This window comes from Oerskovia sp. Root918 (assembly GCF_001428945.1).
In the GTDB taxonomy this organism is placed as follows: domain Bacteria; phylum Actinomycetota; class Actinomycetes; order Actinomycetales; family Cellulomonadaceae; genus Oerskovia; species Oerskovia enterophila.
In genome coordinates this window covers 246,583-258,834 of sequence record NZ_LMJG01000001.1, presented here as the reverse complement: position 1 = coordinate 258,834, position 12,252 = coordinate 246,583, and the positions used below count along the sequence as shown (strand labels likewise).

The following is a 12,252-nucleotide window of genomic DNA, read 5'->3' as shown; positions in this document are numbered from 1 at the left end:
CATGGTGCCAGCGGCTCGGAGGGGTGACCGTGGACAGGGCTCGCGGCCCCGTCGGCTCGCTCCGTCAGGGGCGCTGCACAGCCCAGCGCACCCTCCCAGAGACGAGTCCGCCATGCCTTCCCCGACCCGCACCACGACGTCCCCCGCCGCCCTCCCCGGCGAGCCCGCGCCGAGCGGGGCCGCGCCGACCATCGCGTCCGCCCGTGGCCTGGTCAAGACCTACGGCAAGGGCCCGACGGCCGTCCACGCGCTCGCGGGCGTCGACGTCGACTTCGGGCGTGGCCGCTTCACCGCGATCATGGGCCCCTCGGGCTCGGGCAAGTCGACCCTCATGCACTGCATGGCGGGGCTCGACTCCCCGACGGCCGGCACGGTCGTGGTCGACGACCTGGTGGTCTCGGGCATGAACCAGCGACAGCTCACGAAGCTGCGTCGCACCCAGCTCGGATTCGTCTTCCAGTCGTTCAACCTCGTCCCGACGCTCACAGCCGAGGAGAACATCACGCTGCCCCTCGACATCGCCCGCAAGCCCGTGGACCGGGCCTACCTCGCCAAGGTGGTCGACGCCGTCGGGCTCACGGACCGCCTCACGCACCGCCCGAGCGAGCTGTCCGGCGGCCAGCAGCAGCGCGTCGCGTGCGCGCGGGCGCTGGTCTCCCGTCCCGCGGTCGTGTTCGCGGACGAGCCCACGGGCAACCTGGACTCGACGTCCTCGCGCGAGGTCCTGACGTTCCTCCGCGAGTCGGTCGACGACCTGGGCCAGTCGGTCGTCATGGTCACGCACGACCCCGTCGCGGCGAGCTACGCGCACCGCGTCCTGTTCCTGGCCGACGGCCGGATCGTCGACGAGGTCACCGACCCGACGCCCGACTCGGTGCTCGCCGTCCTGGGTTCGCTCACGCGCAAGAAGGCGGCCGCCTGATGCTGCGCGTCGCCCTGCGCAACGTCCGCGCGCACCTCGTGCGCCTCGGGCTGTCCATCCTCGCGGTCGTGCTCGGCGTCTCGTTCGTCGCGGGCACGTTCTCGCTGCGCGAGATGCTCTCCTCGACCTTCGACGGGATCGTCGACGCCGGGTCCTCGTTCGACGTGTACCTGCGCGGCGGCGAGGACTCCGCGGCGCTCACGCAGGAGAACGCGAGCGCGGGCGAGGTCCGCACCACGATCCCGGCGGACCTGACGGACACGGTCCAGGGGGTCGACGGCGTCGCGCACGCCTTCGCCGACTACACCGGTCCGTTGGTGCTCGTCGGGGCGGACGGCACCCCGCCGCCCACCACGGGCGCACCGACGTTCGGCCTCGCGTGGCGGGCCGCCGACCCCTCGACGCCGATCGCGGAGGGCGCGGCGCCGTCGGGCCCCGGGGAGTTCCTGCTCGAGGCCGGCACGGCCGAGGCCAGCGGCCTCACGGTCGGGGACTCGACCACGCTCGTCGTCGCAGGACAGGTCGCCGAGGCGACCCTGACCGGGATCGTGGACATGGGTGCCTCGATGGCGGGCGCGAGCATCGTGTTCTTCGACGAGCCGACGGCCGCGGCGGCCTTCGCGCCCGACGGCATGGTCTCGACGATCTCGGTCCTGGCCGAGGACGGCGTGGGCGAGCAGGAGCTCGCCGACCGGATCACGGCCGCGATCGACAGCTCTGCGTCCGCCGCCGTGCTGACCGCCACGACCCCCGTCGAGACCGTCACGGGCACGACGGCCCGCGACGAGGCCCGCGAGGACATCGCGTCGCAGCTCGGGTTCATCGAGACGTTCCTGCTGGTCTTCGCGGGCATCTCGCTGTTCGTCGGCGGGTTCATCATCGCCAACACGTTCGCGATGACGGTGCGGCAGCGGCAGCGCGAGCTCGCCCTGCTGCGCGCCGTGGGGGCGTCCCCGCTCCAGGTGTTCGCCTCGATCCTGGTCCAGGCCGCGGTCATCGGGGCGCTCGGCGGCGCGCTCGGGGTGCTCGGCGGGCTGGGGCTCGTCACCGCGCTCAAGGCGATGTTCGGGTCGATGGGCATGGAGCTCGCGGGCGACATCCCGCTCGACGCGACGACCGTCGTGGTCTCGCTCGTGCTGGGTGTGGTCGTCTCGGTCGCGTCGGCGGCCCTCCCTGCCCGACGCGCGGCGCTCGTCGCCCCGGTCGAGGCCATGCGTGACGACTCCCCCGCCCAGGCCGGGTCGCTCCGCGCTCGTGGCATCGCGGGTGCGGTCGTCGCCGGGGCGGGCGTCGGGGCCGTGGTCGTCGCGGTCGTCCAGGCCGCAGCCGACGAGGCCGCGGGGACCGGGACGCTCCTCGGTCTCGGGGCCGTCGGGGTGATCGTGGGGACGCTCCTGCTCGCGCCCGTCGTCGCGCGCAGCGTCCTGCACGTCATGTCGGCGCCGTTCGTCGCGTGGGCCAAGCCTCTCGGGACGCTGGCGCGCGGCAACGTGACGCGCAACCCGCGCCGCACCGCGAGCACCGCGAGCGCCCTCATGATCGGCATGTCCCTCGTCGGCGCGGCCTCGGTCCTGGCCGTGTCGATGCAGGCGTCGATGAAGTCCATCGTGGCCGACGAGTCGCTGGCCGACCTGGTCGTGGAGTCCGCGACGGGCACGGTCCCCTCGGGTGCCGTGAGCGACATCTCGACGTTGCCCGAGGTCGGTGCGGCCGACTCGCTGACGGCCGACCAGTACTTCGTCGGGTCGTCCTCTGGGGACGCTGCCGACGCGTCTCCCTTGTTCGTGCTCGGGGTGGACCCGGGGGTGTTCGGCCGCACGTGGCAGACCGAGACGGTCGAGGGCAGCCTCGACTCGCTCGCCGACGGGCAGGTCAGCGTCCTCCAGGCGACCGCGGCCGACGAGGGCTGGGGTCTGGGTGACGAGCTGACGCTCCGCTCCCAGCAGGGCAGCGTGGACGTCACGATCGGGTCGATCTTCGACTCGCCCGCGCTGGGCGTCCCGGTCGTCGTGCCCGACGCGGTGTTCGCCGAGCTCTCGGTCGCCCCCGCGGAGATGTCGACCATGCTCCTGGTCAAGGCGGCCGACGGCGTGACCCAGGCCGAGCTCGACGCTGCGGTCACCGCGGCGGCCGAGCCGTACATGATCGTGTCGGTCATGGACGACGAGGAGTACGTCTCGGCGCTCGCGAGCCAGATCGACCAGATGCTCACGATCCTCTACGCCCTGCTGGGGCTGTCGATCGTCATCGCGGTCCTCGGCATCGTCAACACCCTGGCGCTGTCGGTGATCGAACGGACGCGTGAGATCGGGCTGCTGCGGGCCGTCGGGCTCGGACGGTCGCAGCTCGCCGGCACGATCGTCATCGAGTCGGTGCTCACGGCCGTGTTCGGGACGCTCCTCGGGCTCGCGGTGGGCGTGGGGCTCGCCGCTGCGATGCCCACCGTGTTCGCGAGCACGGGCTTCACGGCCCTCGCGATCCCGTGGGCCGGGCTCGGGGCCATGGTGGGCATCGCGGTGCTCGTCGGCGTCCTGGCCGCGGGCTGGCCCGCGCTGCGCGCGGCGCGGCTCCCGGTGCTCGACGCCGTGACGGTCGACTGACGGACCCCGGCGGCGGTCGGCTGGTTGGCCGGCGCTCCAGTCACCGGTGATCCAGGTCCGCCCCCTCCCGGAGGGGTCCGCACCCCTCCCGGAGGCGGGTGTTCTTCTGCGTAGCCACCACAATTGTGGTGGCTACGCAGAAAACACATCCGTACCCCGGGCCCCACGAGGCAGAGGGGCGGGGGCAGGGGCAGGGGCAGGGGAAGGGGAAGTGGAGCCGGACGCCCGTGGTCGCTCGCGAGGCGCACGGGCGGAACGTCGCCGTATCACCGTCACCGTCGCCGTCACCGTCACCTTCTCGGTGCCCTCCGCCGACGCGCGCAGAGCCCGTGGCCCCTTCCCGGTGACGTGGCCCGCTTCACCCGATAGTGTCCCGCTGAGGGGCGCCCCGACCCCCGCCGTGCCGTGGACGGAGCCCTCCGGCGGGCTCGAGGGATGTGGTGCCATGTCCGCACGTCCGGGCGACGTGACCCTGATCGGCCGCGAGCGCGAGAAGCAGGTCCTCGACGACCTGCTGGCCTCGGTGCGTCAGGGATCGAGCCGGGTGCTGGTCCTGAGGGGGGAGCCCGGATCGGGCCGCACCGCCCTGCTCGACCGGCTGTCCGCCACGGCGGGCGGCCTCGACGTCCTACGCCTCACGGGGACCGAGACCGAGACGGACCTGCCCTTCGCGGCCGTCCAGCGCGCGCTCCTCCCCCGGGCGTCGCGCATCGCGGACCTCCCCGCTCCCCAGGCGGACGCGCTCCGCACGGCCCTCGGGACGTCGTCGGGCCCCGCACCGGACCGGTTCCTCGTGAGCCTCGCCGTGCTGTCCCTCCTGGCCGCGCTGTCCGACGACGCCCCCGTCCTCGTGCTCGCCGACGACGCGCAGTGGCTCGACCGCGAGTCCCTCGACCTCCTCGCGTTCGTCGGCCGCAGGCTGCGCGCCGAGCGGGTGGCCCTGGTCCTCTCGGTCCGGGCCGGGACGCCGGGCGCGGCCGCGGTGTCGGACCTGCCCACGGTGGACCTCGCAGGGCTCCCGCGGGACGCGGCGCTCTCGCTCCTGCGCTCCCGGGTGGGCACGGCCCTCGACCCGCAGGTCGCCGACTCGATCGTCGCCGCGACCGGCGGCAACCCGCTCGCGCTGCTCGACCTGAGCGGCGAGCTGAGCGCCGCTCAGCTCGCGGGCGGCGCGGTGCTCTCGGCGCCCCTCCCTGTCGGCAGCCACCTCGAGGACCACTACCAGCGGCACACTCGCGCGTACGCTCGCCCGACCCAGCGCTGGCTCCTGCTCGCCGCGACCGAGCCCGGGGGCGACACGGCATACGTCAGGGCCGCCGCCGAGGCCCTCGGCCTGCCCGACGACGCCTCCGACGCGCCCGAGCGCGACCGCCTCGTGACGGTCGAGAGCCACGTCGCGTTCCGCCACCCGCTCGTGCGGTCGGCCGTCTACCGCGGCGCGACCGGCAGCGAGCGCCGGGCCGCCCACGCCGCGCTCGCCGCCGTGACGAACAGGCCGGCCGACGTCGACCAGCGTGCCTGGCACCTCTCGGCGGCCGCCCTCGGCCCTGACGAGGGCGTGGCGGCAGCGCTCGAGCAGGGCGCCGAGCGTGCCCGCGCCCGAGGCGGCTACGCGGCCCGCGCGGCCTTCCTCGCCCGCGCGGTCGAGCTCACCGCGCCAGGTCCGCGGCGGGACGGACGCGCGGTCTCGGCGGCCGAGGCCGCGTCGCTCGCCGGGTCGCCGGTCCGTGCGCTGGCCCTCCTGGACGGGGTGGACGAGAACTCTCTCGCCCCGGCGGTCCTCGCACGGTGCCTCACCGCTCGGGCCGTCGCCCGCAAGTACTCCGGGGCTCCGCACGCCGCGGCCGAGAGCCCGGGCCTCTTCCTGCGCGCCGCGCGCACGCTGCGCGCGACGGACCCGGCGGCTGCCCAGGACGCGCTGCTCACGGCGTTCGGCGAGATCCTCGGCGCCGAGCGCGCGGCGGGTGACGACACCCTCGCGGACCTCGCGCGCGAGGCACGCGCCCAGGAGGTCGACAGCACCGACGACACGACTCTCGACCGGCCGAGCGACATGGCCTCGACCCTGCTGGGCGCGCTCGCAGCGCTCGCGACGACGCCCGACGCCCGGTGCGTCCCCGCGCTACGAGCCGCGGTCGAGGCGATGCGTGCGCCGGGTGCGGCGTCCTCCGAGACGTTCCAGCGGCACGGCCTCCTGGCCGTCGCCGTGACCACGGCACTGTGGGACGACGCTGCCCGCGACGAGCTCGTGCGCCAGGCCGCCGCTCAGACCCGGGCTGCCGGCGCGATCCCTGCCCTGGACTCGGCCCTGTGGGTGCTCGCGCTGTGCGAGACCGTGATGGGTCAGCTCGGGGCGGCCGACCACCTCCTGGCCGAGGTCCACGAGCTCCGCGAGGCCGTGGGGCTCAGCCCTGAGCAAGCCCGGATCTTCGCCAACGTCGAGCTGCTCGCGTGGCACGGTCCCGACTTCCCCGCGCTGCGCGAGCGGATCGACCAGGCGCAGGGGGCCGCGGACCACCTGGGCCTGGGCGGGGCCGCGAGCCTGGCGCGGACCGCGCGCATGCTGCTCGACCTCGCCGCCGGCGACCACGCCGCCGCGTTCGACGCTGCGTCGGCGATCGCTCGCGAGGGGTTCCTGCAGGTCGGGCTCCGCGTCCTGCCGGACCTCGTGGAGTCCGCACGACGCAGCGGTCACGACGACGCGGCCCGCGCCGCGCTCGCCCGGCTCGCCGACGTGACCCTGGCGAGCGGGGCGCCGTGGGGCCTGGGCGTGCTCGCCCGCTCGCGAGCCCTCCTCGCGGAGGACGGTGAGGCGGACGCCCACTTCCGTGACGCCGTCGGGCACCTGTCGCGGACACGCGCGGTCGCCGACCTCGCACGGACCCACCTCCTGCACGGCGAGTGGCTGCGGCGACGGCGTCGCCGGCGCGAGGCGACCGTCGCCCTGGGCGCCGCGCTCGACCTGTTCGAGCGCATGGGCGCCGAGCCGTTCGCGGCGCGCGCCCGCCGCGAGCTGGCTGCGGTCACGGGGCGGGCCCAGGTCCCGCTCGACCGCCCCACGACGGGTCTGACCGCGCAGGAGCAGAGCGTGGCCGAGCTCGCCGCCACGGGCGCGACCAACGCAGAGATCGCCGCGCACCTGTTCATCAGCCCGCACACCGTGCACTACCACCTGCGCAAGGCGTTCCGGAAGCTCGGGGTCTCCTCGCGCCGTCAGCTCGCGCACGCGCTGCGCCCGCCCGACGCCGGAGCGACGGTCCGGCGGTAGACGTCGCCCGTGCCGGGCGGGAGCCTCGCGCAGGTGGTCGGTCGTCTCAGGCCGGCTCCCCCGCGGCCTGGGGCGCCCGGGCGTGCGCGACGGCCCAGTGGAGGGCGGCGTCCGCGACGGCCTCCCAGCCGGGCTCGGCGCACGTCCAGTGCGAACGGCCCTCGAAGTCCAGGACCTCGGTCACCGCGGGCGAGCGGTGGTACTTGTGGGCGTTCGACCGGTTCACCGACGCCGGCATGATGTGGTCCTCGCTGCCCGTGATGAACAGGAGCGGTGCACGGTCGGCGTCGTAGTCGACCCAGGTCTCCTGCTTGCCCGGCTTGAAGTTGGCGATGAGCCCGTAGGCCCACACCCAGCTCCCGGGTGCAGGGATGTGGTAGCGGTCGTAGACCTCGCGGGACTCCTCGGCCGTGAGCGTGTTGGTGAACGCGTAGTGGAACTGCTCGGGCGTGAACCCCGCGGCGCGGTGCGCCTTGGCGGGGTTGTTGAGGATGGGGAAGAGCGACTTGATCTGCGACGGCGGGTTGACCCGCACGCCCTCGGTCGGGGCCGCGTCGATCACGACGGCCGACGCGCCCAGGCCGCGGGCCAGCAGGAGCTGGGTCAGGGTGCCGCCGAACGAGTGGCCCATGATGATGGGCGGCCTGTCGAGGCCCTCGACGATCCCGGCGAGGTGGTCGACGGTCTCGGGGACCGTGAGCCTCGCGATGACCTCGGGGTTCTCGCGCAGCGCCTCGACCTCGATCTCGAACCCCGGGTAGCCGGGCGTGAGCACGCGGAACCCCTTGGCCTCGTAGTACGGGACCCAGTGCTCCCAGCTGCGAGGCGTCATCCACAGGCCGTGGACGAGGACCACGGTGTCAGGGGCGGTCGGCGGGGTGGTGTCGCTCATGGTGGTCTCCTGTGGCCGAGGGATCGTGCTCCCCACCTTCCCCGGCACCTGGTGGTCGGGGCATCACCCGTCGCGGGTAGTCACCACCGGATCGACGCAAGAAATCGACAGAAGCGCGAAAACTTCTCGCAGAACCCTTGCGCGGGTGAACGCTCGGCCATAGATTCGGGCTCACCGTCAGGGCGAGGACGCCCTGCACCGCGAAGGCAGCGCCTTCCCGAGAGAAGTCGAGTCGACGATGACACGAACACACCTCAGCCCCACTCTCCCCCTCGGAGGACGAGGGCGGTCCCGATCCCCCCTGACCTCGCTCACCGCGCTCACCGTCGCACTCGGCCTCGTGGTCGGCACCGCGGCCGGCGCGGCCGCCCATGGCCGCGACCCGCGCCCCCCCGAGCCCCGCCGCGACCCGTGCGGCACTGGCCCCGGACCTCGTCGCGGGCCGCGGCGCGGACCTCGGGATCGTCGAGCAGGAGGCCGAGTCGGCCGTCACGGACGGCACCGTCCTCACCCCCGACCGGACGGCCTACACGCTCGCGTCCGAGGCCTCGGGACGCTCGGGCGTCCGGCTCGCACCGGGCCAGTACGTCGAGTTCACGCTGCCGAAGGCCGCCAACGCGCTGACCGTGCGGTACTCGATCCCGGACGCGCCGGGCGGCGGCGGGATCACCGCTCCGCTCGCAGTGTCGGTCGACCGGGGCCCGAGCCGGACCATGACGCTCACCTCGCAGTACTCGTGGCTCTACAACCAGTACCCGTTCACGAACGACCCGGGCGCGGACCTCCTGCACCCCGACTGGTGGATCACCGAGTGCGCGTGCGTCCCGGCCGCCACGACCCCCGCCCCCGAGATCACCAAGCCGTTCCGGCCCACGCACTTCTACGACGAGCAGCGCCTGCTCCTGACGAGGACCTACCCGGCCGGCTCGACCGTCCGGCTCACCGTCCCCGCCGGGAGCCAGGCCGCCTGGACCGTGATCGACCTGCTCGACTCGCAGGTCGTGGCCCCTCCGAAGCTCACGCTGCGCGCCGCGAACGTGCTCGCGTTCGGCGCCGACCCGTTGGGTCGCCGCGACTCGGCCGCCGCGTTCGACAAGGCGATCGCGTTCGCGAAGAAGGCCAGGCTCCCCGTCTACGTCCCGCCGGGCACCTTCCAGGTGAACCGCCACATCATGGTCGACGACGTGACGATCCAGGGCGCGGGCAGCTGGTACACGATCGTCAAGGGCCGCGAGACGACGCTCGCGACGCCCGCGCCCGACGGCTCGGTGCACACGGGGGTGGGCTTCTACGGCAAGGACGCGGCGGACGGCGGGAGCCGCGAGGTCCACCTGTCCGGGTTCACGATCGAGGGAGACGTCCGCGAGCGCATCGACACCGACCAGGTGAACGGCGTGGGCGGGGCCATGAGCGACTCGACGATCGACGGGCTCTACATCCACCGGACCAAGGTGGGGCTGTGGTTCGACGGCCCCATGGACAACCTGCGCGTCACGAACAACGTCATCACCGACCAGATCGCCGACGGTCTCAACTTCCACGGCGGCGTGACCGGCTCGGTCGTCTCGAACAACCTGGTCCGCAACACGGGCGACGACGGCCTGGCCATGTGGTCGGAGAAGCTCGCCAACGCGAACAACACGTTCGACCGGAACACGATCCAGTCCCCGACGCTCGCGAACGGGATCGCGGTCTACGGCGGCACCGACAACACCGTGTCGAGGAACCTGGTCGCCGACCCCGTCCGCGAGGGCAGCGCGCTCCACGTCGGGTCACGGTTCGGCGCCGAGCCCTTCACGGGCAGCCTCCGGATCACGGACAACACGACCGTGCGGTCCGGGACGTACGAGCTCAACTGGAACATCGGGCTCGGTGCGATCTGGTTCTACGCGCTCGACCGCGACATCGACGCCGACGTCCAGGTCGTCGGCAACCACTTCCTCGACAGCACCTACAACGCGATCATGCTGGTCTCCGACTGGCCCGTGAAGGACCAGGTCGCGATCCGTGGCGTCCACTTCAAGGACACGCGGATCGACGGGACCGGCACCTCGGTCCTGAGCGCGCGGGTCGCGGGCTCGGCGACGTTCGAGAACGTCGACGCCCGGAACGTCGGGGCGGTCGGCATCAACAACTGCGGCTCGTTCAACTTCCCGGCGACGGGCTCCGAGTTCACGGTGACCGACCTCGGCGGCAACGACGGGGGCGGGACCACCGGCCCGTGGCTCGCGCCGTGGGAGCTGCCGAACACCATCACGTGCGACGACCGGCCCCCGGTCGTCGCACCCCCGGCGCCTTCGACCTGGTGACTGACCGCGGGGTGCGCCGAGCCACGCGGCGAGGCGCACCCCGTGGTCGGGACCGCGACGGGCGGGGTGGACACCCGGGCTCCAATGAGTCAATACTATGATTCATTGATCCAGTCGGAGGAGTGCCCATGTTCGGTCCGCCCGTCGCCGCCCTGGCCGCGCTCTGCGCCGTCTCGGCCGCTGTGCTGATCCTGGCCGGCTCCGTCCGCGTCCGTCGGCACCCGACCCGCAAGGTGCTCGACGCCGCCCTGACCCACGAACGGACGACCTCGGCCGTCGCGGGCCTGCTCGCGCTGCTCGTGATCGCCTACGCCCTCTCCCCCGTGGGCGCCGCGGACCTCACGAGCAGCACGCACACCCCCGGCCTGCTGCTCGCCGTCGCACCGCCCGCCACGGCCGTGCTCCTGCTCGCCGTCCGCGCCGTGGGCGAGCTGACCTGGCCCCGCACCCAGGGCGCGGTGCGGACCGCGGCCCTCTCTCGTCGCAGCGTCCGCTCCCTGGGCGAGTGGCGCCTGACGCTCTTCCTCGTGACCGTGGCGGTCTCCGCCGTCGGGCTCGTGGTGTTCGGTCTGACCGCGGGCGAGGGCGGACGTGCCGTCGACGCCCCCATCCAGGTCTCGCCCGACGGCTGGTCCACCGGGAGCTCGGGCCCGTACCCGGGCTGGCCCTACGGGGTGCCGCTGCTCGTCGCGCTGGCCGTCGTGACCCTCGCGACGCTGGGCGTCCTCAAGCTGGTCTCGCGCCGTGCGGTCGTGAGCGGCGCGACCGCCGCCGAGGACGACGCGCTGCGCCGCCTCAGCGCCGCGCACGTGCTCGCGGGCGTGCAACTCCTCGTCGGGCTGGGCACGGCCGCGGTCATGCTCCTCGCGTCCCTCGCCCTGTTCTCGGCGGACCGCAGCCCCGCCGCGTTCGTCGCCTTCGCGGTCGCCACGGCGATCGGGATCACCTCGGTCGTCGCGGGCCTCTCGGTGCTCGCGCGCCACCCCGCACCGGCCGCTCCCGCGGCGCCCCAGCCGTCCGCCGCATGAAGACCCTCACGGTCGACCTCGAAGGACCCGTCCCCGTCTACGAGCAGATCCGCAGCCAGATCACCGCGCTCGTCTCGCTCGGGGCCCTGAGCCCGGGCGACCGCCTGCCCTCGTCGCGCGACCTCGCGCGCGACCTGGGGATCTCGGTCGGGACGGTCCAGCGCGCCTACCGCGAGCTCGAGGCGACCGGGGCCGTCGTCTCGCGGCGACGCACGGGGACCGTGGTCGCGGTGCCCGAGCACGGCACCTCGGAGGCCGACCAGCGCTCGTTCGCCGCGCGCGCGACCGAGCTCGTGGCCCACGGACGGGCGCTCGGCATGGAGGACTCCGTGATCCTCGACGTCGTCACGGGCCTGCTCCAGCAGCACGACGGCCCCACCGGCGGCTGAACCCGTCTTCCCCGGCCGGGCTCGGCTGCTGGTGGGGCCGTCGTGCACCCACGGTCTCAGACCGTGAGCGGCGCCTTCGCGCGCAGCGCCGCGGCGATCGACTCGCCCCACACGTACGCCTGCTCCATGTGCCCGTCGACCAGCGGCCCCGCCGCGTCCTCGACGAGGAACGACTTGAGCGGGACGAGCATCTCGTAGCCCTTGCGCGTGATGATCCTGGCCGCGGCGCGCGACGCCGAGCTCGGGATCGCACGGCCCAGGGCGGTGCGCGTGTCGAACGTCGTGACCCAGCGCGGGCCGGTCCCCTCGGAGTGGTCGGGGAGCGCGACGCACCACTCGCGGAGCCCGACGTTGCGGGCCGGCACCGTGCCGCCCGAGCGCTGGACGGCCTCGGCCCGGGTCCCCGGGCGGCTCATCGACATGGAGTGCGTCGGACCGCCCGCGACCACCAGGTCGACGTCGTCGAGGAGCGAGGGGTCCGCCACGGCGTCCGCGACGTCGACGACCTTGACGGGAACGCCCGTCGCCATGCCCGCGGCGATCTGGCGGGCGACCTTCTCACAGTTCCCGAACATCGACTCGTAGACGACGGCAGCAGTCAGGTTCTCTCCACGGTTCGTCATGCTCCCAGCCTCGCGTCCGCAGCCCGCCCCGGGCCACGGACGACGGTCCCGGGGGTCAGGGACTTTCGTCCCCCCGCCCGACGGCGCCGCTCGCCCAGAGGGGGTCGCGCCGCTCTCCCGCGGTCGGGACGCCACTCCGGAGCCCGGGCGTCGGCTGCCTGCCGGTGCGCCGACCACCCCGAGACCGGACGTTCCAGTCATATAGGTGTTCTCCACACGAT

General features: G+C 73.9%; 8 protein-coding genes. 6 read left to right on the top strand and 2 right to left on the bottom strand.

Going from position 1 to position 12,252, the window contains the following annotated elements; genetic code table 11:
• Positions 1 to 112: 112 nt before the first annotated feature.
• The 3 genes from ASE27_RS01130 to ASE27_RS01120 all read left to right on the top strand — a co-directional run bounded on the left by ASE27_RS01130 (position 113) and on the right by ASE27_RS01120 (position 6,790).
• Entirely contained in the window at positions 113 to 922 is an 810-nt protein-coding gene (locus tag ASE27_RS01130) for an ABC transporter ATP-binding protein (protein WP_082608372.1), read from the top strand.
• Entirely contained in the window at positions 922 to 3,522 is a 2,601-nt protein-coding gene (locus ASE27_RS01125) for an ABC transporter permease (RefSeq protein WP_056644849.1), read from the top strand. Before ASE27_RS01130 ends, ASE27_RS01125 begins: the two co-directional genes overlap by 1 nt.
• 445 nt (positions 3,523 to 3,967) lie before the next feature.
• Positions 3,968 to 6,790: a LuxR family transcriptional regulator gene (locus ASE27_RS01120; RefSeq protein WP_056644846.1), complete on the top strand. Its 2,823-nt coding sequence runs from the start codon at positions 3,968 to 3,970 to the stop codon at positions 6,788 to 6,790.
• Positions 6,791 to 6,836: 46 nt separating this feature from the next.
• Here the strand turns inward: ASE27_RS01120 and ASE27_RS01115 are convergent, their stop codons facing one another.
• Positions 6,837 to 7,682, bottom strand: coding sequence for an alpha/beta hydrolase (locus ASE27_RS01115; protein ID WP_056644843.1), 846 nt, complete (start codon positions 7,680 to 7,682; stop codon positions 6,837 to 6,839).
• A 371-nt stretch (positions 7,683 to 8,053) separates the two neighbouring features.
• Here ASE27_RS01115 and ASE27_RS01110 point away from each other — a divergent pair, with 371 nt between their 5' ends.
• The 3 genes from ASE27_RS01110 to ASE27_RS01100 all read left to right on the top strand — a co-directional run bounded on the left by ASE27_RS01110 (position 8,054) and on the right by ASE27_RS01100 (position 11,408).
• Positions 8,054 to 9,991, top strand: coding sequence for a glycosyl hydrolase family 28-related protein (locus ASE27_RS01110; RefSeq protein WP_056644840.1), 1,938 nt, complete (start codon positions 8,054 to 8,056; stop codon positions 9,989 to 9,991).
• A gap of 128 nt (positions 9,992 to 10,119) precedes the next feature.
• On the top strand, positions 10,120 to 11,019 hold the full coding sequence (locus ASE27_RS01105) for a hypothetical protein (RefSeq protein WP_056644837.1): 900 nt from the start codon (positions 10,120 to 10,122) through the stop codon (positions 11,017 to 11,019).
• Entirely contained in the window at positions 11,016 to 11,408 is a 393-nt protein-coding gene (locus ASE27_RS01100; protein ID WP_056644834.1) for a GntR family transcriptional regulator, read from the top strand. The genes ASE27_RS01105 and ASE27_RS01100 overlap by 4 nt, the downstream gene beginning before the upstream one ends.
• Positions 11,409 to 11,464: 56 nt before the next feature.
• Here the strand turns inward: ASE27_RS01100 and ASE27_RS01095 are convergent, their stop codons facing one another.
• Entirely contained in the window at positions 11,465 to 12,031 is a 567-nt protein-coding gene (locus ASE27_RS01095; RefSeq protein ID WP_056644831.1) for a flavodoxin family protein, read from the bottom strand.
• Between the last annotated feature and the right edge of the window lie 221 nt (positions 12,032 to 12,252).

Bases quoted from the DNA above. Each gene is read 5' to 3' on its own strand.
- ASE27_RS01120 (WP_056644846.1), top strand. From the start codon at position 3,968: ATGTCCGCACGTCCGGGCGACGTGACCCTGATCGGCCGCGAGCGCGAG.
- ASE27_RS01115 (WP_056644843.1), bottom strand. From the start codon at position 7,682: ATGAGCGACACCACCCCGCCGACCGCCCCTGACACCGTGGTCCTCGTC.
- ASE27_RS01110 (WP_056644840.1), top strand. From the start codon at position 8,054: ATGGCCGCGACCCGCGCCCCCCCGAGCCCCGCCGCGACCCGTGCGGCA.
- ASE27_RS01100 (WP_056644834.1), top strand. From the start codon at position 11,016: ATGAAGACCCTCACGGTCGACCTCGAAGGACCCGTCCCCGTCTACGAG.
- ASE27_RS01125 (WP_056644849.1), top strand. From the start codon at position 922: ATGCTGCGCGTCGCCCTGCGCAACGTCCGCGCGCACCTCGTGCGCCTC.
- ASE27_RS01095 (WP_056644831.1), bottom strand. From the start codon at position 12,031: ATGACGAACCGTGGAGAGAACCTGACTGCTGCCGTCGTCTACGAGTCG.
- ASE27_RS01105 (WP_056644837.1), top strand. From the start codon at position 10,120: ATGTTCGGTCCGCCCGTCGCCGCCCTGGCCGCGCTCTGCGCCGTCTCG.
- ASE27_RS01130 (WP_082608372.1), top strand. From the start codon at position 113: ATGCCTTCCCCGACCCGCACCACGACGTCCCCCGCCGCCCTCCCCGGC.